This window comes from Streptomyces sp. NPDC001093, from assembly GCF_040298985.1.
Taxonomy (GTDB): Bacteria; Actinomycetota; Actinomycetes; order Streptomycetales; family Streptomycetaceae; genus Streptomyces.
In genome coordinates this window covers 1-23,171 of sequence record NZ_JBEPBF010000121.1, presented here as the reverse complement: position 1 = coordinate 23,171, position 23,171 = coordinate 1, and the positions used below count along the sequence as shown (strand labels likewise).

Here is a 23,171-nt window from a genome sequence, read left to right as displayed (position 1 = left end):
GAACGTTCGGAACGCTCAACTCGGTGAGAGGTGTTGAGCGTTTCAGAAAGCGCATGCTAGAAAGCGCCGTCATGACGACTCCTTGGTCACGCCGTGGGTTTCTGGCCGCCTGTTCGGGAACCGCTGTCGCCGTGGGGCTCGGGACCCGGGCGTTCGCGGCGTCGGACGAGTTCGCGACGCTCCGGGCGAGGTGGCGCACCCTGATCCTCGGCGAGGGGTTCGACCCCGCCGCCGAACCGTTCAGGAGCCGGCTCGCCGATCTGGGCACGACGGCCGGCCGGTACCGGGCCACGATGGCCCCCGCCGCCGGCTCCCTGTGGCCCGACCTGGTCTACGCCGACCCGGATCCGGACACCGACCAGGAGTCGTACGGCTACTCGGGCAACATGAACACCAGCTACACCCGGCTGAGCACGCTCGCGCAGGCCTACTCCCTGCCCGGCACCGGCCTGACCGGCGACACGGCTCTGCGCGACGCGATCGTCACGGGCCTGGACCACCTCCACGACGACGTCTACAACGCGAACCGGACCCGCTACGGCAACTGGTACAGCTGGCAGATCGGAGCCCCGCAGGCCCTGCTGGACGTGTGCGTGCTGATGTACGACGTCCTGTCGGCCGACCAGCTGGCGGGCTACCTCGCCGCCGTCGACCACTTCGTGCCCGACTCGGCGGTGGCGAGCTACAGCGGGACGAGCACGGGCGCCAACCGGGTCGACCTGTGCCGGGTGCTGGCGCTGCGCGGACTCGTCGGGGCGAGCGCCGCCAAGGTGGCGCTGGCCCGCGACGCCCTGTCTCCCGTGTTCCCGTACGTCACCTCCGGCGACGGTCTGTACGCCGACGGTTCGTTCGTCCAGCACACCACCGTGCCCTACACCGGCTCGTACGGCTCGGTGATGCTCGGCGGTCTGGGACTGCTGTTCGCGCTGCTGGCGGGGTCGAGCTGGGAGGTGACGGACCCGAACCGGCAGATCGTGTTCGACGCGGTGGAGCACGCCTGGGCGCCGTTCCTCCACAACGGTCTGGTGATGGACGGCGTCGCGGGCCGGGCCATCAGCCGGGGGCTCTCCGCGGCGGACCCCAAGCAGGTCCAGCAGGACGACCATCTGCGCGGCCATCCGGTCCTCGGGGCGATCGTGCTGCTCGGACAGGGTGCGAGCGCGGCGGAGAACGCCCGCTGGCGTGCCCTGGTGAAGGGCTGGATGCAGCGGGACCACTACAGCCCCCCGCTCGCCGACCCGGTGCTGAGCCTGCCGCATCTGGCCCGGCTCAAGGGGGTTCAGGACGACGGGTCGGTGACGGCGGCCGCCGAGCCGGCCGGGCACCGGCTGTTCCCGTCCATGGCGCGGGCCACGCACCGCGGCCCCGGCTGGGCGGCCTCGCTGAGCATGGCGAACAAGAGGATCACGTACTACGAGACCGGCAACGGCGAGAACCTGCGCGGCTGGCACACCGGGTCCGGGATGCTCTACTGGTGGGGCGACAGTTTCGCCAACGGACAGTACAGCGACGCCTTCTGGCCCACCGTCGACCCCTACCGGCTGCCCGGTACGACCGTCTCGCGCAAGGCGCTCGCGGACGGGGCCGGCGGCGACTGGGGCGCCCCGATGCCGGACGTGGACTGGGTGGGCGGCGCGACGGACGGCCGGCGGGCGGCCGTCGGGCAGCACCTCAAGGGCCTGCAGTCGACGCTCGTGGCGAAGAAGTCGTGGTTCTTCCTGGACGACGCGGTGGTCTGTCTCGGCGCGGGCATCACCTGCACCGACGGCACAGCCGTGGAGACCACGGTGGAGAACTGCAACCTCGGCCCCACCGGCGGCGCCCCCTTCACCGTCGACGGCACGGTCCGGCCCGCCTCCTCCCCCTGGTCGGCGACGCTCACCAGGGCGAGATGGGCGCACATCGGCGGGCACGGCGGCTATGTCTTCCCCGGCGGGGCGACCGTACGGGCCCTGCGCGACGCGCGCGACGGCAGCTGGAGCACGATCAACAAGGGCGGCTCGACCACCGTCGTGAACCGCAAGTACCTGACGATGTACGTCGATCACGGCACCGACCCGGCGAACGCGTCGTACGCCTACCTCCTGCTGCCGGGCGCCACGGCCGCCCTCACGCGGGCGCGGGCCGCGGACGCCGGCTGGCTGACGGTGCTCGCCAACTCCGGCAGCGGGCAGGGCGTTTCGGTGCGCTCGCTCGGCTTCACCGGGGTGAACTTCTGGCTCGGCGGAACGGTCGGAACGCTCACCGCAAGCGATCCGTGCTGCGTGATGATCAGCGAGAACGACGACGGCACCGCCGTGATCGCGGTGAGCGATCCGATGCTCATGCGTACGAGCCTCACCCTGACCTGGCGGCGGGCGGTCGCCGCGGTGACGTCCGCGCCGGGCACGCTCGCCTCGGCGGCCACCGGCACCGCGCTGACGCTGACCTTCGGCGACCTCACCGGCACGGCCGGGGCCACCCAGCGGGTCACCGTCAGGCTGGGCTGAGCGCCCCCTGCACGTACCGGCCCAGGGACGCCGTGAACGCGGCGACGAAGGCGTCCCTGGCCTCCTCCGGCAGGGCGTGCAGGGAGAGGTAGGGGTTCAGGTCCTCCAGTTCGACCAGCAGGAGGCCGCCGTCGCGGGTGCGGCAGGCGTCGACGCGCTGGATGCCGTGGCCGAGGTCGTTCCAGTCGATGAACCGCCGGGCGAACTCCAGGTCGGCGGCGGTGGCCGCATAGGGCTTCAGCTCCCAGCGGCGCTCCGGGTCCGGGGCGTGGAGGGCGTACTGGAAGTCGTCGTCGACGAAGTAGAAGGACACCTCGTGGACGAAGTCGACGCAGGGCTGTATCAGCACCCGGCCGGTGGCGAGCGCGGCGACCTGGCCCGCGGGCACGATCCTGAGGCCGAGGGAGTCGGCGCCGAGCATGGGCTTGACGACGTACCGCTCGGCGGCCGGCAGCAGGTGCAGTTCCTCGGCACGGCCGACCGTCGGTATGACGGGGAAGCCCGCGGCGCTCAGGTCGAGCAGGTACTGCTTGCCGGCCATGTCCGCCTTGCCGGTGAGCGGGTTGTACACGCGGGCGCCGGTGGCCAGGGCCCGGGCGCGGAAGGCCTCGTACGCGCGCTGGTAGCCGAGGACGGGCCCGCTGTTGCGGACGACCACGGCGTCGAAGCCGTCCAGCAGCGCGGCGGCGTCCAGCGGGTGGCACAGGGCGAGGTCGAAGCGGGCGCGCAGCCGGGAGGTGAGGAAGATGTCCTCGTCGCAGTAGCGGCGCCCGCGGGCCTCGTACGCCAGGTCGGTGACGTAGAGCAGGCGGGGGCGGGCGGCGGGCATACGGGGTCTCCTCGGGCGGGTGCGGCCGTGCCGACGGCGGGCACGGAAATGCGCCATGTCGGCAGTGGATGCAGAAAGGTTACGTCGGGGTGCGGCCGCTTCCGTCCCCGGCCCGGACCTCCGTACGACGTGCACTCGGTGGTGCGCGGCCCGGCCCCTGGCCTGAGGACCGGCGGCCTCGCGTAACGATCGGTTCCCGTCAATTCGATCGCTCCGGCCTTCGGCAGTCCGCCTCACAGCACTCAGTTCCCCCGTCCGAGCACTCGCACTGCACTGAGTGTCACGGAGCTCGTCCGAATGCTACGTTCCCCACCATGAGCTCCAGCAGCGCGGCGCCGACCGCGAAGCCGCCGATGCGGGACGCCCTCGTCGCGGCGGCCTTCCAGCTCTTCCTGGAACGCGGGTACGAGCAGACCACCGTGGACGACATCGTGGCCCTGGCCGGGGTCGGCCGGCGTTCGTTCTTCCGCTACTTCCCCTCCAAGGAGGACGTGGTCTTCCCCGACCACGAGCGCTGCCTGGCCGACATGACCGCCTTCCTCGCCGCCGGCGACGACAAGGACGAACCGGTGCGCAGGGTGTGCGACGCGGCCCGGCTGGTACTGGGGATGTACGCGGAGAACCCGACGTTCTCCGTGCAGCGCTACCGCCTCACGAAGCAGGTGCCGGGCCTGCGGGCGTACGAGCTGTCCGTGGTGTGGCGCTACGAGCGCGCGCTCGCCGAGTACCTGCGCGGACGGTTCGCGGGCCGGCCCGACGGGACGCTGCAGGCGGATGTCATCGCGGCCGCGGTGGTCGCCGCACACAACAACGCCCTGCGCTCGTGGCTGCGTTCGGACGGCCTCGGCGACGCGGGCGCGGCCGTGGACCACGCGCTGGGGTATGTGCAGCGGGCGTTCGGACACGCGACCGGGCCCGCCGCGACACCCGCCCGGACCCGTCCGCTGCCGGCCGGTGAGCCGGCGGGCGGCCCCGACGACCTGGTGGTGCTGGTCTCCCGCCGGGACACCCCGCTGTGGCGGGTGGTGCAGGAGCTGGAGGCGGCACTCGGCCGCGCCTGACGGACCGCTTCCGCACATTGGGGGTACGCAGTGCCTTTACGAGTGACACTGAGTGCCATACTCTGTCGGCGTGCACGGTGGCACCGCTGCCGCGCACGCGTGTGCCCGGTGCGCGCCGGACACGCGGGATTCCGGCCGAGCGCAGGGAGTTGACCAGCGTGTACCACCACTCAGCAAGCGTCTCGCATCCGGCGGCCGGCTCCGCGGCGGGTGTTCTCGACCCCGTCTCCGCGGACACCAGGGACGCCATCCTCTTCCAGCGCTGCGCCTGGTGCGGCACCGCGATGTACCACCGGCTGCTGTGTCCGGTGTGCCAGGGCAGCGAGCTGCGCACGGAACGCAGCGAGGGTGTCGGGACGGTCCGGCACTCCACCGTGGTGCACCGCAACACGCCCGCGGCGCGCAATGTCTCGCTGATCGAGATGGCCGAGGGGTTCGTCGTACGGGGCCGGGTCATGGGCCCGCCGGTCGGCATCCACAGCGGCGACCGGGTCCGGCTGTCCACCGCCAAGGACCCGGTGCGGGGCGAGCCGGTCTTCCAGCTGCTGGACGAGCCGTACCGGGGCGCCTGGACCTGACGGCGCGCGGGGTGACGCGCGGGGTGAGACGTACGCCGCCCGCGTACCGGGCCGGGGTTCGTTCCGGTCGGCCCTCACTCCGTGAGGGTCACCCGGATTCCGACCGTCCCGTCCAGCCCCCGCCGCAGGCGGCTGCCCAGCAGGGTCAGGCGGCCGACGATGCCGTACTTGCGGGCGATGAGGTCGCGGTAGCGGGCGGTGGTGGCGGCGCCGGTGATCTCCGCGGTGGCCGGCACCTGGTCGCCGGTGGGGTTGCCGCGCAGGTCGCAGGGGCCGACGAGGACATCGGCACGGCGGCGGATCCGCTTGACCTTGAAGCTGTCGGCGGCCGTCCAGACACCGAGGGTGTCACCGTCGCGGACCACCCACACCGGGGTGGCGACCGGGGTCCCGTTCCTGCGGTGGCTGGTCACCAGCAGATACTTGCCGGAGCCCAGCCGGTCCAGCCGTGTCTCGTCCATGCACGGCAGTGTAGGAGGCCGTCCGCTCCCGCGACCCGCGCGGTCACGCCGGCGCGGCGGTCATGCGCCGTACCCCCTCGGTGAGGATGTCGGGCGAGGTCGCCAGGTTCAGGCGTACGTGGCCCGCGCCGCCGGTACCGAAGGGCAGGCCCGAGCTGAGGGCGACCCGGCCGCGGTCGAGGAAGACCTGTGCGGGGTCGTCGCCGAGGCCGAGGGCTCGGCAGTCGAGCCAGGCGAGGTAGGTGGCCTCGGCAGGGTGCAGGCGGATCGCGGGCAGGTGCTCGGCGAGCAGGCCGGCGAGCAGGGTCCGGTTGGCCTCCAGTCCGGCCAGCAGGGCGTCCAGCCAGCCGGTGGCCTCGCGCAGGGCGGCCGTGTGGGCGATGACGCCGAGGTGGCTCGGGCCATGACCGACCTCCTCCGGCAGCCGGTCGAGGTCGGTGGCGGCCTTGGGCCCGGCGAGGGCGAGGGCGGCTTTCAGTCCTGCCAGGTTCCAGCCCTTGGAGGCCGACATCAGGGACAGGCCGCCTTCGGCGCCGGGCACGCTCAGGTACGGCACGAAGGTGACGCCGGGGGCGACGAGCGGGGCGTGGATCTCGTCCGCGACGACCCGGACGCCGTACCGCTCGGCGAGGGCTGCGACGGCGGCCAGTTCGTCGGCGGTGTGCACGGTTCCGGTGGGGTTGTGCGGGCTGCACAGCAGGAAGGCGGCGCGGCCGGTCCGGGCGGTCGCCGCCCGGAACGCCTCCTCCAGGCCGGCCGGGTCGATGCGCAGACCGGCGTCGAGCGGGGCCTCGACCACCCGGCGGTCCATGTGCGTGACGAACTGGAAGAACGGCGGATACACGGGCGGGTTGACGATCACCGGATCGCCGGGACCGGTGACCAGTTTGATCATCTCGACCACGCCGAGCATCACGTCCGGAACGATCGCGGTGCGCTCGACGGCGATCCCGTCCCAGTTCCAGCGTTCGGCGGCGAAGGCGGCCAGCGCCTCGGCGTAGGCGGTGCCGGCGGGGTAGCCGGTGTCGCCGAGGGCGAGCGCGTCGGTCACGGCGCGGACGACGGGGCCGGCGAGGGGTACGTCCATCTCGGCCACCCACAGCGGCAGCACGTCCTCGGGGTAGGTGCGCCACTTCATGCTGGTACGGCGGCGCAGCTGCTCCAGGCCGAGGGCGTGCAGCGGGTCGGGTTCACCGGGAGCGGCGTGCGGCATGCTGGTCATGGGGCTCACGATAGGAGCCGGTCCGGGGGCGCGGGAACGACCGGAACACCCAGGACGCGAGCGGAGATCAACTCGGGCGTCTAGATTGCGTCTTGAACCGTGTATCCCACGTCCGGCAACCCACCCGCACCCAGGAGCTGACCCACGTGACCGACAACCCGGCAGCCACCGACGACGTGGCCGTGTCGCTGCGTGCCCGCATCAACACCAGCCAGCCGCACACCGCCCGGATCTGGAACTACTGGCTCGGCGGCAAGGACAACTACGAGGTCGACCGCGCGGCCGGCGACCAGATACGCCAACTGCACCCCGGCATCGGGGAGTACGCGCGCGCCGACCGACTGTTCCTGGGCCGTGCGGTACGGCACCTGGTCGGCCAGGTGGGCATCCGGCAGTTCCTGGACATCGGCACCGGGCTGCCCACCGCGGACAACACCCACGAGGTCGCCCAGCGGATCGCGGCGGAGTCGCGGATCGTGTACGTCGACAACGACCCGCTGGTCCTCGCGCACGCACGTGCCCTGCTGACGAGCACGCCCGAGGGCCGTACCGACTATCTGGACGAGGACCTGCGCAATGTCGACGCCATCCTCGAACACGCCGCGAAGACACTGGACTTCAGCGAGCCGGTCGCGCTGATGCTGCTCGGCGTGGTCATCTTCATCGGCGAGGACGAGGACCCGTACGGCCTGGTTCGGCGGCTGACGGACCGGTTGCCGGCGGGCAGCCACCTGGTGCTGTCGCACACCGTCACCCACCCGGCGATGCCGGACGTGGACGAGGCGGTGAAGTTCTGGAACGAGCACGGCACCCCGAAGCTGACCCAGCGCACTCCCGAGGACGTGGCCCGGTTCTTCGACGGTCTCGAGCTGCTGGAGCCCGGTGTGGTGTCCTGCTCCCGCTGGCGCCCGGAGGACGATCACGGGGGCGAGCCGGAGGAGGTCGCGATGTTCGGCGGGGTGGCCCGCAAGGGCTGAGCCCGGACGGGAGAGATCCGCACGAGCCGAGCCCGGACGGGAGAGATCCGCACGAGCCGAGCCCAGGCTTCGAGAAGCCTCGCAAGAGCTGAGCCTGGGCTGCAAGAAGCCTCGCGGGAACCGAGCGCGGCGCAAGGGACCCGCGGGAACCGAGCGTGGCGGAAGGGACCCGCGAGGGCCGAGCGCGGCCGCAGGGCTTTCCCGAGAGCCGAGCGCGTGCAGAACCGATCCCCCGAGAGCCACGCGCGAGCCCGAGGGACCCACCAAAACCACGCACAGGCCGGGATCCCGCGAGGATCGAGCGCGTGCGGAACCGATGCCCCGAGAGCCACGCACGGGCCGCAAAGATCCCACGAAAGCCACGCACAGGCCGGTGGGATCCGGCGGGAACCGAGCGTGCTGCCAGGGCCTCGCGGGAACCGAGCGCTGCCGTTGGGCTCGCGCGAGAGCCCGGCGCGTGCGGAACCGATCCCCCGACAGCCACACACGAGCCCGAGGATCCGACCAAAGCCACGCACAGGCCGGAGGCATCCGGGAGAGCCCAGCGCGTGCGGGAGGGACCCGGCGAACCGAGCACGGTCGAAAGGGATCCCACGAGAACCGAGCACGGACACGAGGGATCCTTCGAAAGCCGCACACCGGCCAGGGGGTCCCCCAAGCCGCACACCGGCCAGGGGGGTCCCCCAGAGCCACGCACAGTCCGCAAGGATCCCACCCCAGGCGAGTCCGGGCGGCCGGGATCCCCGCTGCCGCTGAACGCCCGGGCCACGGGCCGCGTATGGAGGTGCGGGCCCTCGACGACCCGAGGGCTCCGCGCCGCCGGCACGGGCGGCGCGCGTCCGGTTCGGCTTCGGGAGCCCTGCATGCGGCACGCACGACGACGGATCGTCAGGCGGGTGACACGCCTGGCGGCGGTCGGCGGACTCCTCCTGGGCGGCACGATGGTCGCCCAGGCGGCCATGGCGAGCGAGACACCCCCCGCCGCCCGACCGTTCTCCTCCACATCCGGCGTGCCCGGCGCGTCCGGCGCCGGGGACACCGGAGCGGCGCTGGTGGCGCGGCTCGGCACGGCACGGACGGCGGGCGACTGGATCGGTGCCGACGGGCGGCCGGTCGTGGCGGTGACGGACGAGGCGGCGGCACGGGAGGTGCGGAGCGCCGGCGCCGAGGCGAAGGTCGTGTCGCACAGCATGGACGAGCTCAAGTCGGCGACGGCGACGCTGCGTTCGGCGCCGCGTGTGGCGGGCACCGCATGGGCGGTGGACTACCGGACCAACCGGGTCGTGGTCAGCGCGGACAGCACGGTGTCCGCGAGCGACTGGGCCAGGATGGGCCACGTGGCCGCGAAGGCAGGGAACTTCGTGCGGATGGAGCGCACGAAGGGCACGTTCACCACGCGGCTGAACGGCGCCCAGCCGATCCTGTCGACCGGCGGGCGCTGCTCGGCGGGGTTCAATGTGACCAACGGGCAGAGCGACTTCATTCTCACGGCCGGTCACTGCGGTCCTGCGGGATCCACCTGGTTCGCCGGCAACCAGGGGAATCAGCAGCTCGGCCGGACGGTGGCCAGCACCTTCCCCGGCAATGACTTCTCGCTCGTGCAGTACGCCTCCGGCAGGGCCGGTGACGGCGCCGACGTCGTCGCGATCGGCGGCGGCAACGGGGTGCGGATCACGGGGCTCGCGGATGCGGCGGTGGGGCAGCGGGTGTTCCGCAGCGGCAGCACCAGCGGACTGCACGACGGGACGGTCACCGCGCTCAACGCGACCGTCAACTACCCCGAGGGAACGGTCACCGGGCTGATTCAGACCAATGTGTGTGCCGAACCCGGCGACAGCGGCGGTCCGCTGTTCTCCGACGGGATCGCGCTCGGGGTGACCTCGGGCGGCAGCGGTGACTGCACGGCGGGCGGGACGACGTTCTTCCAGCCGGTGACGCGGGCGCTGGCGGCGCTGAACGTGAAGCTGATCGTGTCGGCGCAGAACGCCGGCGGCGCCGCCCGGAGCGCGGCCCCCTCCCCCGCGTCGTCCACCCCCGCGGCGCAGGGCGCGGTGGCGCCGAGCGCGGCCTCGCCGGGTTCCTCGGCACCGGTGACGGGCGGCACGCAGGGTCAGACGCTGCTGGCACGGCTGACCGACACCCGGAACATCGGTCCCGGGCTGCTGGTCATCGCGGGCAGTCTGATCGCGCTGGTCGCGACCCGCTACATCCGGGCCGAACAGGACCGCAAGGCCTATCAGCGGTACTACTCGGCGACCTGGGGCTGACGCGGGCGACGGGCTGACGCGGGCGACGTAGAAAGGGCACCCGTGCGCTCACGGGTGCCCTGGAGGGTGAAAGCGCGGTCCGCGCGAGGTGGGTCAGGCCGCTCGCTGCGACCGCGGGGTCACGGCGGCCCACTCCATCACGAGGCGCTGGTACTCCGCGCGCTGCTCGGTGGTCAGTGTCCCGCCCGACCGGCGCCACAGGGCCCTGATCTCCTCGTTGACCTCCGCGGCCGAGCGCTCGGGGGCGGCTTCAACAGTGGTGGACATGCTGTGAAGCATATGCCGATCGGGGTGAAGGCGCTGTGAGTAAGTACACTCGATGCGGACATTACGGACGTGGTACTCATCACGTCGATGTGTCAAGTGCGGGGCGGGAGTTCACACCGCGCCCTCACCCAATACCAGCACCTGGATCGCCAGCACCGCGGCGCCGCGCGCCCAGTCGTGGAAGTCGGACACCTTCGTCTCCACATCGACCGGATCGGCCTGCGGATGCCGGTGCGCGACGATCGTCTCACGGACCGTGTTCCCGGCCACGTCCATCAGGCCGACGCCCTCTCCTGCGAGCAGGATCTTCTGCGGCATCGCGAAGTTGGAGATCTGCCCGACCAGGGTGCCGAGGGCCCGGGCGGCCTCGTCGATCACCCGGGAGGCCATGGGCTCGCCCGCGGCGGCGCCGGCGAGGATCTCCTCGTAGGTGGTGTCACGGCCGGTGGCGGCGCGGATCTGGTACTCGATACTGGGGATGGTGAGCAGCGACACGGCGCTGCCGCGTGCGCCGTCCGGGGTGAGCGGGCCGTACGGGTCGATGATCCAGTGGTGGCCGAAGCCGCGGCCGTCCTCCGCGAAGGGCACGCGCCTGCCGCCGAGCACCAGCCCGTAGCCGATGCCGGCGCCGATGGTGAGGACGGCGAAGCGGTCGAGTCCGCGGCCCGCGCCGAACCAGGTCTCGGCCTCGGCCAGGGCGGCCACGTCGTTCTCCACGACGACCGGCAGTCCGGTGCGCTCCCGGACCAGCGCGGCGAGCGGCACGTCCCGCCAGCCCAGGAACGGCGACTCGGCGACCACCGCGCGCTCGCGCACCAGGCCGCCCGCGCCGATACCGATACCCGCGGGGGCGGGGTGCCCCTCGGCCAGGGCGGACGCCATCTGCGAGACCAGTGCGGCGACGGCGCCCGGATCGTGCGTGGTGAGCGGGCGGTCGAGCCTTCCGGTCACCTCGCTGCGCAACGTGGTGACGACGCCGTAGACCATGTCACCGGTGATCTTGAAGCCGAGGAAGGAGCGGGCGTCGGCCACGACGTCGAGTGGCTGTGACGGACGGCCCTGACGTGCCTGGGACGGGCCGGCCGCCTCGGGAGCCTCGGCCAGCAGCCCGGACTCCAGCAGCGGCTTGGTCAGCCGGGTGAGGCTGCCCTGGGAGAGCCCGAGGCGCCGGGCCAACTCGGTGCGGGACAGCGGCCCGTGCACGAGCACCTCGATCGCCACGGAGCGCTCCGCGGGGCTCAGCGGCAGCCAGCTGGTCATGCGACCCGACCCTCCCTTTTCTTCCGAATCAGAAGCAACCAGCCCACCTTACCGTGCGCCAAGCGCCCTGGAGAAGCTGCGGACCACCCCTTGACGGACACATTCTTCCGCATCAAAAGTAATCGGCATGACTTTCTCCCTCGGTATCGTCGGCGCCGGGCAGTTCTCCGGTCAGTTCGCCACGCTGTTCCAGGCCCACCCCGGCGTCCGTGACGTCTACGTCACCGACCTGCTGCCCGAGCGGGCCGAGCGGCTCGCCGCCGCGCAGCATCTCGCCGGTACCTTCCCGTCGTACGAGGCCATGCTGGACTCGCCGGCGGTCGACGCGGTCGCGGTCTTCACCCAGCGCTGGACGCACGGCCCGCTGGTCCTGGCGGGCCTCGCCGCGGGCAAGCACGTCTACTCCGCCGTCCCCATGGCGGTCACCTCGGACGAGATATCCGCGATCATCGACGCGGTACGGGCGACCGGGCTGACGTACATGATGGGCGAGACCAGCCAGTACAACCCGGCGACCGTGCACGCCCGCAACCAGATCGCCCAGGGCGCCTTCGGCCGGCTGTTCTACGCCGAGGGCGACTACGTCCACGACATGGACCTCGGCTTCTACGAGGCCTACCAGTACAGCGGCGGCGAGAACTGGAAGGCGACGGCCAGCTATCCGCCGCTGCTGTACCCGACGCACTCGGTGGGCGGGGTGCTCGGGGCCTGGCGGACGCACGCGGTGAGCGTGTCGGCGATCGGGGTGCGGGACGATCGCGGCGACGGCGTTTTCGATCGTTCGGTCAGCCAGTTCGACAACGACGTGTCGAACGCGACCGCGTTGTTCGAGGTGGCGGGCGGCGGATCGTTCCGTACGAACGAGTTCCGGCGGGTCGGCTACCCCTCGCACATCCGCGAATCCAGGTTCCGGTTCTTCGGTACGGAGGCCAGCATGGAACAGCTGGCCACGGTGGCGCTGTGGCAGGACAAGAACGGGGTGAAGGACATCAGCGAGCTGCTGGAGCCCAAGGCGACCCTGGCCCCCGACGATCCGTCCCTGGCGCACATCGCGCCGGAGCTGCGGGCCGCCTTCACCTCGGGTTCGGCGCCGGTGCACGACCGGTCCAGGCTGCCGCGGGAGTTCGACCGGCTGCACAACGGCCACGAGGGCAGCCACCACTTCCTCGTGGACGACTTCGTCACCGCGGTCAACACGCGTTCGCTTCCGCCGGTCAACGCATGGGTGGCCGCTCGCTACACCCTGCCGGGCGTCATCGCGCACGAGTCGGCACGGCAGGGCGGGGTCCGGCTGCCGATCCCCGACTTCGGGGACGCGCCGGAGCAGTGACGGCCCGGGCGACGACGGCTCAGGTGCCCGGCTTGCGGCCGTAGACGAAGACGTCGTCGCCCGTCCTCAGCAGCGACCAGTACGCCTGGGCGTCCTTGGTCGTCATGTTGACGCAGCCGTGCGAGCCCGGCGGGTTCCACATGCTCAGGCCCACCGAGTGGAAGGCCTGGCCGCCGTCGAAGAACTGGCTGTAGGGCATCGGCACGTTGTAGACGGTCGAGACGTGGTGGAGGTCCCGCCAGTAGATCTTCTTCAGCCCGGTGCGGGTGACATAGCCCTTGCGGCCGGTGCGCACGGGGACCGGTCCGTAGACGAGCTTCCTGCCGTCCTGGACCCAGCTCAGCTGGAGCGTGAGGTTCACGCAGGCGATCCGGCCCTTGTTCACTGGGCAGGCGCCGTCCTTGTTCGGGTCGTTCCCGACGGCCTTCTGCCGGTTCATCAGGTCCATCACGCCCCAGGTGACGGGTCCGGCGTAGCCGATGGCGGGCGTGATGCCGTGCTTGTCCTGGAAGGCCTGGATGGCCCTGCAGTCGGCGGCGGACTGCTTGCCGTCGACCGGCCGGCCGAGGAACTTCTCGACCTGCTTCTGGTACGGCCCCGTCTGCGTGGTGCAGCTCGCGGCCTGGGCCGGTGCCGCGGTGAAGGCGAGCGTGAGCGGTGCCACGAGTCCCGTGACGCCCAGCGCGACGATGCCCCGTCTGCGTGTGTCCCCCATGTACAACCCTTCTCCCCTGTTCGCCCAGGGCCTGCCCCGGGTTCTCCCCTGCGCGATTCCCGGGATCTCGGACTGCTAGACCTGCGCGGGGGTCGAAGGGTTGTGGTTCCGGTCAGGCTGTGACGAAACGATGAACCTCCTCGCCGCGCAGCCGGCCGGCGGGGAGGCCGCGGCCGTACGCGACGAGCAGGAGGTCCTGGCCGCGGCCGTACAGCGGGGCGCCTGAGCCGAAGGACCAGTCGAGGTCGTCCGCGCACAGCCGCACACCGGTCAGGTCGGTGCCGAAGAGTCGGAAGGCGCGGGGGTCGACGGCGTCCAGCAGGATCCGCAGCCGGTCCTCGGGCACCTCGCGGTCCAGTCCGAGGGCGACGGTGACGTCCAGGCCGTGCACGACGTCGTGGCCGAGGGCCGCGGCGAGCCCGCCGACGGGCGGCTTCCAGGGGTGGCGGGCATGGGTGCGCAGGAGCCCGGCGAGTACGGCCTCCGGGTGGGCGGCCGCGTCGCGGCGGGCGAGCCGGTCGGTCATGCGGTGCAGGCTGCCGCGCGCTTTGACGAGTTCCACCAGCACCTGCGCGGTCGGATAGCGGAACCCCATCGACATGTGCGCCACGACCTCCCGCACCCGCCAGCCCGCGCACAGGCTGGGCGCGCTCCACTGCTCGGGCGTCAACGCCTCGAAGAGACCGGCCAGTTCTCGACGTTCGGCGGCGATGGCGGCGGCCGTGGCGGCCCTGTCCGCTGCGGTGTGTGCTGTTTTCCCCATGCCTCCAGGGTTGTCGACGTCGTCGCCGGAAGTCCAAGACATGGTCCGTCTGGCATCTAGCATGATCCGTTATGGAGTTGAGGCAGCTGCGGTACTTCGTGACGGTGGTGGAGGAGGCCGGATTCACCCGGGCCGCCGAGCGGCTGCATCTGGCCCAGCCCGGGCTGAGCGCGCAAGTGCGGCAGCTGGAGCGAGAGTTGGGGCAGCAACTGCTGGACCGCTCGGGCCGCTCGGTGCGGCCGACGGAGGTGGGTGAGGCCGTCCTGCCGTATGCGCGGGCCGCGCTCGCGGCCGTCGACGGGGTGCGGCAGACCGTGGAGGAGTACAGCGGCCTGCTGCGCGGCCGGGTCGCCGTCGGCCTGGTCCCCGGCACCCTCGCGCACCCCTTCGACATGGCCGGGCAGCTGGCGGACTTCCATGAGGCGCACCCGCAGGTGGAGGTCACGCTCACCGAGGACACCTCGGACCGGATGCTGGCCGCGCTGCGCCGGGGCGAGCTGGACCTCGCGGTGGCCGGGGTCGCGCAGGAGGCGCCGCCGCCGGGCATCGCCCACCATGTGGTGATCGACGAGCCGCTGGTCGTGGCGGCCGTCCCCGGGCACCCCCTTTTCACCGCGTACGACGGTTGCGCCGCCGTTCCGCCGGCGGCCCTGCGCGGGCACCGGCTGATCGGCCTGCCGCGCGGAACCGGGATGCGCGGTGTGGTGGAACGGCTGTGCGCCGAGGCGGGTTTCCGGCCGCGGATCGCTTTCGAGGCGGCGACCCCGGACGCGTTGGGCCGGCTGGCGGCTCGCGGGCTCGGGGTTGCCGTCCTGCCCGGCCTTGTCCCCCGGCCGGGCCTCACCGTCCTCCCTCTGCAGGACCCCCGGGCACGCGGCAGGGTGGTCCTGGCGTGGCGGGCGGAGGGGCCTATGCTGCCGGCGGCTCGGGAACTTCTGAGGCGGCTGCGGGAGGGGATGGGCGGGGGCGGGTGAGCGCCGCAGGGGGTCTCGCCGTTGTCGTGCACGGGTGCGTCGTGGCTGGTCGCGCTGTTCCCCGCGCCCCTTCGGGGCGTGCGTCGCCGGCCCCGCCCCCGACCAGTCCAGTTCCCCGGAATTGGACCGGGCCCGCGGCTTCCCCGTCCCTCTAGGCTGCGGCACATGCACCCCACCCTCGCCGACGACCTCTCCCGGCTCCCCGAACTGCTCCAGTCCGCCCGTGACTTCGCCGCCCGTGAAGCGGTGGGGGTCGCCGAGCGCCTGGTTGCCGCTCCTGGAAAAGCCCCCGCGCGTACTCCGCTGCCGGAGGACGGCGCGGGCGGAGACGCGGCTCTGGCGCGGTTCGCCGAACGGTGGGCGCCCGGCTTCTCCGGCTCCGCCGGTCCCCGCTACCTGGGCTTCGTCACCGGCGGTGCGACTCCCGCGTCCGTCGCCGGTGACTGGCTGACGTCCGCGTTCGACCAGAACCTGTCCGGAGCGGGCGGTTCGTGGGCGCAGGAGCTGGAGCGGGAGACGGTGGCCTGGCTGCGCGAGCTGTTCGGGCTGGGCGAGGGGCACAGCGGCGCGTTCGTGACGGGGGCGACCGCCTCCAACACCGTCGGTCTGGCGATCGGCCGGGAGTGGCTCGGCGAGCGGCTCGGCGTGGATGTCTCTCGGGAGGGCGCGACGGCGCTCGGCCCGGTCGAGGTGCTCTCCGGCAGCCCGCACTCCAGCGTGACCAAGGCGATGTCGGTGCTGGGCATCGGCCGGGACCGGCTGCGGCCGGTGCCGTTGCTGCCCGGCAACCGGGAGGCCGTGGACGTGGCCGCGCTGGAGGCGGAGCTGGCCCGGCTCAAAGGCCGGCCGGCGATCGTCGTCGCGAACGCGGGCACCGTGAACACCGTCGACTTCGACGATCTGCGGGCCATCGCCGCGCTGAAGGAGACGTACGACTTCTGGCTGCACGTCGATGCCGCGTTCGGTGGTTTCGCCGCGCTCTCCCCCGAGTACGCCGCGCTGGTCGACGGTCTCGACGCGGCCGACTCGGTCTGCGTGGACCTGCACAAGTGGCTCAACGTCCCCTACGACGCGGCCGTGCAGTTCACCCGGCGCCGCGACCTTCAGGTGAGGGTGTTCCACAACGCCTCCCCCTATCTCGGCCTGCCCGTCGGCGAACCCGACTTCGTGCATCTGACCCCGGAGAACTCCCGGCGGCTGCGCGCGCTGCCCGCGTGGTTCTCGCTGGTGGCCTACGGACGCGCCGGGCACCGGGAGATCGTCGAACGGAACGTGGCCCTGGCCCGCCGGCTCGGCGCGGGCATCGACGCGCTGCCAGGCCTGCGCCTGCTGGCCCCGGTCCGGCTCAACGTCGTCTGCTTCACCCTCGCCGAGGACCCCACGCAGGAGCGGGTCGACGCGCTGGCCCGGGCGGTCGCCGATTCGGGGGAGGCGTATGTGACGCCGACCGTGTACGGCGGGGTGGCCGGGCTGCGGGCCGCGTTCAGCAACTGGCGCACCACCGAGGCCGACACCGAGCGGGTGCTGCGGGTGCTGGCGGCGGCCTCGGGCTGACGGCTCAGGGGTGCCGTACGGCCGCGCGGAAACCGGTGTGCACCGCGGTGAGCCCGCCGTCGACCACCAGGGTGGTGCCGGTGATCCACGCGGCGTCGCGGGAGGCGAGGAAGGCGACCGCGGCGGCGATGTCCTCGGGCTCGCCGACCCGGCCGAGGGGGTGGAGACGGCGGATGGCGTCGAGTTCGTCCTCACGGCCCTCCCACGCCGAAGTGCGGACCGTGCCCGGCACCACGAGGTTCACCCGCACGCCCCGGCCCGCCGCATGCCCGGCCAGAGTGCGGGTGAGCGAGCCGAGACCGGCCTTGGCGGCGCTGTAGGCGTGGTTGCCGAAGTCCTGCAGCCCGTTGACGGAGCCGATGCTGACGATCGCGCCGCGTCCGGAGGCGGCCAGGTGCGGCAGGGCGGCGCGGCAGCAGCGGTAGGCGCCGGTGAGGGTGACGTCGAGGTCGAGCGCCCACGTGTCGTCGGACTCGTCCTCGAAGAGCGGGGCGTCCGGGGTGCCGTGGGCGGCGCAGTTGACCAGCACGTCGAGCGAGCCGAACGCGGCGACGGCGTGGGCGACGGCCGCCTCCACCGAGGCGCGGTCGGCGATGTCGCACGCCGACGCCTCGACGGCCAGGCCCTGTCGGCGCAAGGAGGCGGCGGCATGCTCGGCCTCGGGAAGGTCCCGGTCGGTGGCCAGGACCCGTCCGCCCTCCTCGGCGAGCCTCCTCGCGACGGCGGCGCCGATCCCGCGGGCCGCGCCCGTGACGAGAACTCCGTGTCCTGCGAAGCGGGTGTGATCCGTCATGCGGTGACCGTACGGCCCCGCGGGCGTGCGGTCACCGGTATCCGGTGACGTCGGCCGGCTTGCCCGCGTCCTGCACCTCGACCAGGTACCGCCAGGCGTCGGGCCGGCTGCCGTCGAGGTCGGTGAAGCCGTACTCCCGGGCGAGTTGGCCGCTGGAGAGCGACTGCCCGTTGAAGCGGGCCACGCCGGAGTCGGCGGCCAGGGCGGCGACGGCGCGGCCGACATAGCGCGGGGTCTCCGAGACGGCGAAGTGCGGTTCGCGCTCGAGAGCGTCGCGCCAGTTGTCCTCGCGGACGCCGTACGCGTCGAGCATCAGCTCCGAGCGCAGCCAGCCCGGGGTCAGGGCGAGCGCGGTGGCGCCGCGCGGGCCGAGTTCGTGGCCGAGGGCGAAGGCCATGCGCAGGACGGAGGCCTTGGCGAGGTCGTAGAAGAAGTTCACACGGTAGGTTTCGCGGTTGTGGTCGGCGGTGCCGTCGGTCATCTCCACAACGAGGCCGCCTGGGCGCCGCAGCAGGAGCGGCAGCGCGAAGTGGCTGGTGATCGCGTGTGTCTCCACCGCGAGCCGGAGCAGTCTGAGCCCGGCCGCGAGATCGTGCTCCCAGACCGGTGTGTCCCACTCGAAGAGTTTCTCGCCGCCCCAGATGTCGTTGACGAGGATGTCGAGGCGGCCCTGTTCGCGATCGATGCGCTCCACCAGGTCTCGTACGGCGGACTGCTCCAGATGGTCGGCGGCGACGGCGATGCCGTGTCCGCCGGCCGCGGTGACGAGGTCGGCGGTGTCCTCGATGGTCTCGGGGCGGTCGTACTCGGAGCGGCGCTCCCGGGTGCTGCGGCCGGTGACGTAGACGGTGGCGCCGACCGCACCGAGTTCCACGGCGATGCCGCGGCCGGCGCCCCGGGTCGCCCCCGCGACCAGCGCCACCCTGTCCTGCAGCGGTCCTGACATGTCCGGCCTCCCGTGCGCGTGCGACTGCGACTGCTGTCGCCGTCCACTGTCACGGGAAAACCGGACATCTTCTGTCGGGATTGCCGGCGCGGTCTCAGTGTCCGCGCCTGATCCACTCCTCCAGGTGCGGTGCCTCGGCTCCGATGGTGGTGGGCTCGCCGTGGCCGGTGAGGACCTTGGTCTCCGGCGGGAGGGTGAGGAGCTTGTCGCGGATGGAGTCGATGATGGTCGGGAAGTGCGAGTAGGTGCGTCCGGTGGCGCCCGGGCCGCCCTGGAAGAGGGTGTCCCCGGTGAAGACGGTGCCGAGCCCGGGGTCGTACAGGCAGACGGCGCCGGGGGCGTGGCCCGGGGTGTGCAGCACGGTCAGGTCGGCGCCGGCCGCCTCGATGACCTGGCCGTCCAGGAGGTGCCGGTCGGGGTCGCGGTGCGGATGGGTCGTCTTCCACAGCGGCAGGTCGTCGGGGTGCAGCCAGATGGTGGCGCCGGTCAGGTCGGCGAGTGCCGGTGCGGCGTTGACGTGGTCGTTGTGGGCGTGCGTGCACACGATGGCGATCAGGCGCCGGTCGTCGACGGCGCGGGCGATGGCCTCGGCGTCGTGGGCGGCGTCGATGACGATCACCTCCCGCTCGTCGCCGACGATCCACACGTTGTTCTCGACGTCCCAGGTGCCGCCGTCGAGCGTGAACTGCCCGGAGGTGACGAGGCGTTCGATGCGTACGGTCATCAGAACACCACCACGGATCGCAGCACGTCGCCGTGGTGCATCCGCTCGAACGCCTTCTCCACCTCGCCGAGCTGGACGGTCTCGGTGACGAACGCGTCGAGCGGCAGCCGCCCCTGCAGGTGCAGGTCGATGAGCATCGGGAAGTCACGGGAGGGCAGACAGTCGCCGTACCAGCTGGACTTCAGGGCGCCGCCGCGGCCGAAGACGTCCAGCAGGGGCAGTTCGAGTTTCATCTCGGGAGTGGGGACGCCGACGAGGACGACGGTGCCTGCGAGGTCGCGGGCGTAGAAGGCCTGCTGGTACGTCTCCGGGCGGCCGACGGCCTCGATGACGACGTCGGCGCCGAAACCGCCGGTCAGCTCACGGATCGCCGCGACCGGGTCGCTCTCCTTGGAGTTGACGGTGTGGGTGGCGCCCAGGGTGCGGGCCTTCTCCAGCTTGCGGCCGTCGATGTCCACGGCGATGATCTTCGCCGCGCCGGCGAGGTTCGCCCCGGCGATCGCCGCGTCACCGACCCCGCCGCATCCGATGACCGCGACCGAGTCGCCCCGCCCGACACCGCCGGTGTTGATGGCGGCGCCGATACCGGCCATGACCCCGCAGCCCAGCAGGCCGGCGACCGCCGGGGAGACGGCCGGGTCGACCTTGGTGCACTGGCCGGCGGCGACGAGCGTCTTCTCGGCGAACGCGCCGATGCCGAGGGCCGGGGACAGCTCCTGGCCGGTGGCCGCGAGGGTCATCTTCTGCCGCGCGTTGTGCGTGTCGAAGCAGTACCAGGGCCGGCCGCGCAGACAGGCCCGGCAGTTGCCGCACACGGCACGCCAGTTGAGGACGACGAAGTCACCGGGCGCGACATCGCTCACGCCCTCGCCGACCGCCTCCACGACACCGGCGGCCTCATGGCCGAGGAGGAAGGGGAAGTCGTCCGAGATGCCGCCCTGCTTGTAGTGCAGGTCGGTATGGCAGACGCCGCAGGCCTGGACGCGCACCACGGCCTCGCCCGGCCCCGGGTCCGGTACCACGATCGTCTCGACCCGTACGGGCTCGTCCTTCCCCGGTGCGATCACGCCGCGCACTTCCTGCGCCATGGTCTGGCCCCTTCCTCGAATGCCTTCGCCGCCGACCCTATGCGCGACCGGCCGGTAGCGGGCGGACCACGGCCGTGATCGTGGATCTTTCCGGCCGCCGGGCGGATTACATAGGAAATGATCCGCTCTCCGGTAAGAATTTGACCGAATAAAGTCATTCCATGATGGCAATCTTTTTGCAGGGTGCATGAGTTCGCCTGGTGTGTGCATCGACCCGGGCGTGCCTCAATGGGGGGCATGCCCATCGAAGCCCGCAAAGGACGCATCGCATTCCTTTTCTCGGCCGGCGCAGCGCCGCGCCCCGGAACGGGACGTGAACTCGGGGACGCCTTCCCGGAGTTCACCGATGCCCTGGACGACATCTGCGGACGGCTCGATCCGTATCTCGAACTCCCGCTGAAATCCGTGATGTTCGCGGACGACGGCACGCGTACGGCCGCGCTGCTGGAGCGGGAGTCGTTCGCCGGGCCCGCGGTGTTCGCGCTCCAGGTGGCGCAGTACCGGTTGCTGCGCAGCTGGGGCGTCCTGCCGGACGTGGTGTTCGGGCAGGCGGCCGGACGGATGGCCGCCGCGTACGCCGCAGGCGTCTTCTCGCTGGCGGACGCCTGTCACGCGGTCGGCACCCTGGCCCGGCTCCTGGGCGGGCGGGCGGACCCCGAGCCGCGCTCCGCGCGCCCGGACGGCGTCCTCGACGCCTACGGCCGCACCCTCGCCACGCTCCACCCGTGTGCGCCGCGCCTCCCGCTGGTGTCCGACATCACCGCCCGTCCGGTGGGCGCGGAGACCGCCGAGCCGGAGTTCTGGCTGCAGCGCGCACCGCTGCGGTTCGCCGAGGCGGTGGGCCTGCTGCACCGCGACGGAGTGCGCACCTGGCTGGAACTGGGCCCGGGCGACCGGCTCACCCGCCTGCTCCCGGACTGCCTTCCGGGCGGTGCGGCCTCGGCTTTCGCGCTGTCCCGCGACTGGGCGGTGCTGCGCTCGGGGCCGGGCACCGGCTCCGGGGCCGTACGGCGGTGAGGCCCCGGACACGGACGGCGGCCCGCGCTGACCCATGCGGCCAGGGCCGCCGTCTGCGCTTGCCGTGGCCGCCGGGCCGGAGCAGTCTCGAAGGGTGGGCGTCCGTGCGGTCCGCGCCCCGCCGGGCCGGGCGACGCCCGAAGGAGGTCACCCATGGGCACCGCGACAGGTTCCGCCTTCGACATCGAGACACTGCGCCGGGGAATAGAAGGGAACACGGGGAACACCCTTCTGTCGCTCTACGCCGACGACGCGGAGATCCGCATCGTCGACCGCAACAACCAGCCCAGCCACCCCACCGTCCTGCGCGGCCGGGGTCAGATCGCCGAGTTGCTGGACGACATCTACAGCCGCGACATGACACACAAGCTGGACCGGTGCGTCGTGCAGGGCGATCATGCCGCGTTCAGTGAGTCCTGCCAGTACGGGGACGGCACCCGCGTCCTCGCCGAGTCGATGGTCACGTTGCGCGACGGCAAGATAGCCGACCAGCTGATCATCCAGGCCTGGGACGAGTAGACACACCCCGGCATGACAGGCGCCGGAAGGAGCTACGCGAGGGTCCGCATCACCTCCCGGCTGACCTGGACCTTCTCGGCGCGGGCGAGTCTGGGGCGGATGCCCCGGGCTCGCCCTCGGCGGCCGGCACCAGCTTGCGCAGCAGGTCCGCCAGTGTGCGCCGCTCTGATTCGGTCAGCGCTGAGAGCAGTGTGCCTTCGCCCGCGTCCTCCGCTGCCGCGTGTGCTTCGAACGCGGCATGGCCGGCCTCGGTGAGCCGGACCCGCACGCGCCGGCGGTCACCGGTCTCATGGGTACGGGTGATCAGCCCGGCCTCCTCGACGGACCCGAGCCGTGCCGACAGCGCGCCCCGGGTCAGCCCGAGCCGGTCGGCCAGCTGTGCGGGGCCGGCCTCGTAGGGCGGCCCGGACCTGCGCAGCATCAACAGCACTTTGTGCTGCCCGTGCTTCAGGCCGCCGGAGTCCAGCACGGCCCGGCGGGCCTGGGCGGTGTGGCGGGCGAGAATCGCCAGCCGGGCGATGATCGCCTCCCTGACCGGGTCCAGCCAGTCCAGCTCGTGCGCCCAGACGGCCACATGCCGGTCCACCGAGTCCTGCACTGTCTGCCTCCCGCAGTGGTTTTCTTGTGGATCATTTTTTGCATAACTACCTTGCCCGCCATGACACCTGCAGCGCACGCCTTCGTCGATGTCTAGGAAATCCTTTCTGCCGCCAGGAAGTTGAGCATCACGGGCCGCTGGGAGCGGGCCGCGCGGCTGCTGACCGCGGCCACCGCCGACGAGCCCGCGGCCCACGCCCGAATGATTTCCGGGCGTCCGCCGAAGTCGCCCTGGACCAGGACTGGTTCGCCGGAACGGACACCGCCGCCGAGCTGATCGCGGCGGCCGAGAGGGAGTTTCCGGACGGCGACTGGGACACGGACTTCCTGCGGCTCCGGCACTCCTACGCCCGGCTGCTCCTGATCGACGGCGCTCTGCGCATGGGCCCGGAGGGCAAGGACCCCTACGCGCTCGCCCGCCTCCACGACCGGGCACGGGAACTGCACGACGCCGCCCCGGACGAGCTGCACCGGGGCTGGGCGGCGATGTACCGCGGGCTGATCGCGGAGAACCACTACGCCGACCGGAAGGCCGCCAACGGGCACTACACGGCCGCTCTTCGCGCCGGAGAGAACGGTGGCGACGGTCTGCTGGCCCGCGAGGCGCTGCGGCACCTCGGAGACCAGGACCGTGACGCGGGCGACCTCGAGCGAGCCACGGAGCGCCGGCGCCGGGCCACCGCGCTGGGCGCCCGGGCCGGGACGGCGCCCGGCACCCTCTCGCAGCAGCTGCTGCCGGC

General features: G+C 72.3%; 23 protein-coding genes. 11 read left to right on the top strand and 12 right to left on the bottom strand.

Features of this window, described 5'->3' with window-relative positions; translation table 11 throughout:
• Window positions 1–71: 71 nt before the first annotated feature.
• Window positions 72–2,489, top strand: coding sequence for a polysaccharide lyase 8 family protein (locus tag ABT288_RS39145; protein WP_351618528.1), 2,418 nt, complete (start codon window positions 72–74; stop codon window positions 2,487–2,489).
• On the opposite strand, the gene ABT288_RS39140 is transcribed toward ABT288_RS39145, so the two are convergent.
• Entirely contained in the window at window positions 2,476–3,318 is an 843-nt protein-coding gene (locus ABT288_RS39140) for an ATP-grasp domain-containing protein (protein WP_351618525.1), read from the bottom strand. The two genes, ABT288_RS39145 and ABT288_RS39140, sit on opposite strands and share 14 nt — an antisense overlap.
• Window positions 3,319–3,632: 314 nt before the next feature.
• Between ABT288_RS39140 and ABT288_RS39135 the strand changes: the two genes are divergently transcribed.
• Both ABT288_RS39135 and ABT288_RS39130 read left to right on the top strand, forming a co-directional pair.
• A complete protein-coding gene (locus tag ABT288_RS39135; protein ID WP_351618523.1) occupies window positions 3,633–4,379 on the top strand; it encodes a TetR family transcriptional regulator in 747 nt (248 codons plus the stop codon).
• 158 nt (window positions 4,380–4,537) lie between these two features.
• Entirely contained in the window at window positions 4,538–4,957 is a 420-nt protein-coding gene (locus tag ABT288_RS39130) for a Zn-ribbon domain-containing OB-fold protein (RefSeq protein ID WP_351618544.1), read from the top strand.
• 74 nt (window positions 4,958–5,031) lie between these two features.
• Here the strand turns inward: ABT288_RS39130 and ABT288_RS39125 are convergent, their stop codons facing one another.
• Together ABT288_RS39125 and ABT288_RS39120 are read right to left on the bottom strand one after the other, a co-directional pair.
• The gene (locus ABT288_RS39125; protein ID WP_351618521.1) at window positions 5,032–5,418 is read right to left on the bottom strand and encodes a PPOX class F420-dependent oxidoreductase; all 387 of its coding nucleotides are present in this window, start codon (window positions 5,416–5,418) and stop codon (window positions 5,032–5,034) included.
• A 43-nt stretch (window positions 5,419–5,461) separates the two neighbouring features.
• The gene (locus ABT288_RS39120; protein ID WP_351618520.1) at window positions 5,462–6,640 is read right to left on the bottom strand and encodes a MalY/PatB family protein; all 1,179 of its coding nucleotides are present in this window, start codon (window positions 6,638–6,640) and stop codon (window positions 5,462–5,464) included.
• Window positions 6,641–6,786: 146 nt separating this feature from the next.
• Here ABT288_RS39120 and ABT288_RS39115 point away from each other — a divergent pair, with 146 nt between their 5' ends.
• A complete protein-coding gene (locus ABT288_RS39115) occupies window positions 6,787–7,617 on the top strand; it encodes an SAM-dependent methyltransferase (RefSeq protein WP_351618541.1) in 831 nt (276 codons plus the stop codon).
• Window positions 7,618–8,480: 863 nt separating this feature from the next.
• Entirely contained in the window at window positions 8,481–9,884 is a 1,404-nt protein-coding gene (locus tag ABT288_RS39110) for a S1 family peptidase (protein WP_351618517.1), read from the top strand.
• Between the two features lie 93 nt (window positions 9,885–9,977).
• Here the strand turns inward: ABT288_RS39110 and ABT288_RS39105 are convergent, their stop codons facing one another.
• Both ABT288_RS39105 and ABT288_RS39100 read right to left on the bottom strand, forming a co-directional pair.
• Entirely contained in the window at window positions 9,978–10,163 is a 186-nt protein-coding gene (locus ABT288_RS39105; protein WP_351618515.1) for a hypothetical protein, read from the bottom strand.
• A gap of 99 nt (window positions 10,164–10,262) precedes the next feature.
• Window positions 10,263–11,411, bottom strand: coding sequence for an ROK family protein (locus ABT288_RS39100; protein WP_351618513.1), 1,149 nt, complete (start codon window positions 11,409–11,411; stop codon window positions 10,263–10,265).
• Between the two features lie 127 nt (window positions 11,412–11,538).
• Here ABT288_RS39100 and ABT288_RS39095 point away from each other — a divergent pair, with 127 nt between their 5' ends.
• Window positions 11,539–12,741, top strand: a complete 1,203-nt coding sequence (locus ABT288_RS39095; RefSeq protein WP_351618510.1) for a Gfo/Idh/MocA family protein — start codon at window positions 11,539–11,541, stop codon at window positions 12,739–12,741.
• Window positions 12,742–12,760: 19 nt separating this feature from the next.
• Here ABT288_RS39095 and ABT288_RS39090 read toward each other — a convergent pair whose 3' ends face one another.
• Both ABT288_RS39090 and ABT288_RS39085 read right to left on the bottom strand, forming a co-directional pair.
• Complete coding sequence (locus ABT288_RS39090; RefSeq protein ID WP_351618508.1) at window positions 12,761–13,456, bottom strand: L,D-transpeptidase family protein; 696 nt, start codon at window positions 13,454–13,456, stop codon at window positions 12,761–12,763.
• 112 nt (window positions 13,457–13,568) lie between these two features.
• Entirely contained in the window at window positions 13,569–14,219 is a 651-nt protein-coding gene (locus tag ABT288_RS39085; RefSeq protein ID WP_351618505.1) for a maleylpyruvate isomerase family mycothiol-dependent enzyme, read from the bottom strand.
• Between the two features lie 71 nt (window positions 14,220–14,290).
• On the opposite strand from ABT288_RS39085, the gene ABT288_RS39080 reads away from it, so the two are divergent.
• Together ABT288_RS39080 and ABT288_RS39075 are read left to right on the top strand one after the other, a co-directional pair.
• Window positions 14,291–15,193, top strand: coding sequence for a LysR family transcriptional regulator (locus ABT288_RS39080; protein WP_351618502.1), 903 nt, complete (start codon window positions 14,291–14,293; stop codon window positions 15,191–15,193).
• A gap of 165 nt (window positions 15,194–15,358) precedes the next feature.
• Entirely contained in the window at window positions 15,359–16,747 is a 1,389-nt protein-coding gene (locus ABT288_RS39075; RefSeq protein WP_351618499.1) for a pyridoxal phosphate-dependent decarboxylase family protein, read from the top strand.
• Between the two features lie 4 nt (window positions 16,748–16,751).
• Here ABT288_RS39075 and ABT288_RS39070 read toward each other — a convergent pair whose 3' ends face one another.
• The 4 genes from ABT288_RS39070 to ABT288_RS39055 all read right to left on the bottom strand — a co-directional run bounded on the left by ABT288_RS39070 (window position 16,752) and on the right by ABT288_RS39055 (window position 20,298).
• Complete coding sequence (locus ABT288_RS39070) at window positions 16,752–17,540, bottom strand: SDR family NAD(P)-dependent oxidoreductase (RefSeq protein WP_351618496.1); 789 nt, start codon at window positions 17,538–17,540, stop codon at window positions 16,752–16,754.
• 31 nt (window positions 17,541–17,571) lie between these two features.
• Entirely contained in the window at window positions 17,572–18,486 is a 915-nt protein-coding gene (locus ABT288_RS39065) for an SDR family oxidoreductase (RefSeq protein ID WP_351618493.1), read from the bottom strand.
• A 94-nt stretch (window positions 18,487–18,580) separates the two neighbouring features.
• Complete coding sequence (locus tag ABT288_RS39060; RefSeq protein WP_351618490.1) at window positions 18,581–19,210, bottom strand: MBL fold metallo-hydrolase; 630 nt, start codon at window positions 19,208–19,210, stop codon at window positions 18,581–18,583.
• Window positions 19,210–20,298: an S-(hydroxymethyl)mycothiol dehydrogenase gene (locus ABT288_RS39055; protein ID WP_351618487.1), complete on the bottom strand. Its 1,089-nt coding sequence runs from the start codon at window positions 20,296–20,298 to the stop codon at window positions 19,210–19,212. The genes ABT288_RS39060 and ABT288_RS39055 overlap by 1 nt, the downstream gene beginning before the upstream one ends.
• A gap of 237 nt (window positions 20,299–20,535) precedes the next feature.
• Between ABT288_RS39055 and ABT288_RS39050 the strand changes: the two genes are divergently transcribed.
• Window positions 20,536–21,315 (top strand): acyltransferase domain-containing protein, encoded by a 780-nt coding sequence (locus tag ABT288_RS39050; protein WP_351618484.1) that lies wholly within the window; start codon window positions 20,536–20,538, stop codon window positions 21,313–21,315.
• Window positions 21,316–21,468: 153 nt separating this feature from the next.
• Window positions 21,469–21,834, top strand: a complete 366-nt coding sequence (locus tag ABT288_RS39045) for a nuclear transport factor 2 family protein (protein ID WP_228618327.1) — start codon at window positions 21,469–21,471, stop codon at window positions 21,832–21,834.
• Window positions 21,835–21,883: 49 nt separating this feature from the next.
• Here the strand turns inward: ABT288_RS39045 and ABT288_RS39040 are convergent, their stop codons facing one another.
• Entirely contained in the window at window positions 21,884–22,432 is a 549-nt protein-coding gene (locus ABT288_RS39040) for a MarR family winged helix-turn-helix transcriptional regulator (RefSeq protein WP_351618480.1), read from the bottom strand.
• Between the two features lie 38 nt (window positions 22,433–22,470).
• On the opposite strand from ABT288_RS39040, the gene ABT288_RS39035 reads away from it, so the two are divergent.
• A partial coding sequence (locus tag ABT288_RS39035; RefSeq protein ID WP_351618477.1) for a hypothetical protein occupies window positions 22,471–23,171 on the top strand: 701 nt, incomplete at its 3' end.

What these genes read in the sequence shown, in the direction of transcription:
- ABT288_RS39085 (WP_351618505.1), bottom strand. Translation starts at nt 14,219, where the DNA reads ATGGGGAAAACAGCACACACCGCAGCGGACAGGGCCGCCACGGCCGCC.
- ABT288_RS39140 (WP_351618525.1), bottom strand. Translation starts at nt 3,318, where the DNA reads ATGCCCGCCGCCCGCCCCCGCCTGCTCTACGTCACCGACCTGGCGTAC.
- ABT288_RS39055 (WP_351618487.1), bottom strand. Translation starts at nt 20,298, where the DNA reads ATGGCGCAGGAAGTGCGCGGCGTGATCGCACCGGGGAAGGACGAGCCC.
- ABT288_RS39100 (WP_351618513.1), bottom strand. Translation starts at nt 11,411, where the DNA reads ATGACCAGCTGGCTGCCGCTGAGCCCCGCGGAGCGCTCCGTGGCGATC.
- ABT288_RS39070 (WP_351618496.1), bottom strand. Translation starts at nt 17,540, where the DNA reads ATGACGGATCACACCCGCTTCGCAGGACACGGAGTTCTCGTCACGGGC.
- ABT288_RS39110 (WP_351618517.1), top strand. Translation starts at nt 8,481, where the DNA reads ATGCGGCACGCACGACGACGGATCGTCAGGCGGGTGACACGCCTGGCG.
- ABT288_RS39090 (WP_351618508.1), bottom strand. Translation starts at nt 13,456, where the DNA reads ATGGGGGACACACGCAGACGGGGCATCGTCGCGCTGGGCGTCACGGGA.
- ABT288_RS39145 (WP_351618528.1), top strand. Translation starts at nt 72, where the DNA reads ATGACGACTCCTTGGTCACGCCGTGGGTTTCTGGCCGCCTGTTCGGGA.
- ABT288_RS39135 (WP_351618523.1), top strand. Translation starts at nt 3,633, where the DNA reads ATGAGCTCCAGCAGCGCGGCGCCGACCGCGAAGCCGCCGATGCGGGAC.
- ABT288_RS39105 (WP_351618515.1), bottom strand. Translation starts at nt 10,163, where the DNA reads ATGCTTCACAGCATGTCCACCACTGTTGAAGCCGCCCCCGAGCGCTCG.
- ABT288_RS39120 (WP_351618520.1), bottom strand. Translation starts at nt 6,640, where the DNA reads ATGACCAGCATGCCGCACGCCGCTCCCGGTGAACCCGACCCGCTGCAC.
- ABT288_RS39125 (WP_351618521.1), bottom strand. Translation starts at nt 5,418, where the DNA reads ATGGACGAGACACGGCTGGACCGGCTGGGCTCCGGCAAGTATCTGCTG.
- ABT288_RS39065 (WP_351618493.1), bottom strand. Translation starts at nt 18,486, where the DNA reads ATGTCAGGACCGCTGCAGGACAGGGTGGCGCTGGTCGCGGGGGCGACC.
- ABT288_RS39060 (WP_351618490.1), bottom strand. Translation starts at nt 19,210, where the DNA reads ATGACCGTACGCATCGAACGCCTCGTCACCTCCGGGCAGTTCACGCTC.
- ABT288_RS39075 (WP_351618499.1), top strand. Translation starts at nt 15,359, where the DNA reads ATGCACCCCACCCTCGCCGACGACCTCTCCCGGCTCCCCGAACTGCTC.
- ABT288_RS39045 (WP_228618327.1), top strand. Translation starts at nt 21,469, where the DNA reads ATGGGCACCGCGACAGGTTCCGCCTTCGACATCGAGACACTGCGCCGG.
- ABT288_RS39095 (WP_351618510.1), top strand. Translation starts at nt 11,539, where the DNA reads ATGACTTTCTCCCTCGGTATCGTCGGCGCCGGGCAGTTCTCCGGTCAG.
- ABT288_RS39050 (WP_351618484.1), top strand. Translation starts at nt 20,536, where the DNA reads ATGCCCATCGAAGCCCGCAAAGGACGCATCGCATTCCTTTTCTCGGCC.
- ABT288_RS39080 (WP_351618502.1), top strand. Translation starts at nt 14,291, where the DNA reads ATGGAGTTGAGGCAGCTGCGGTACTTCGTGACGGTGGTGGAGGAGGCC.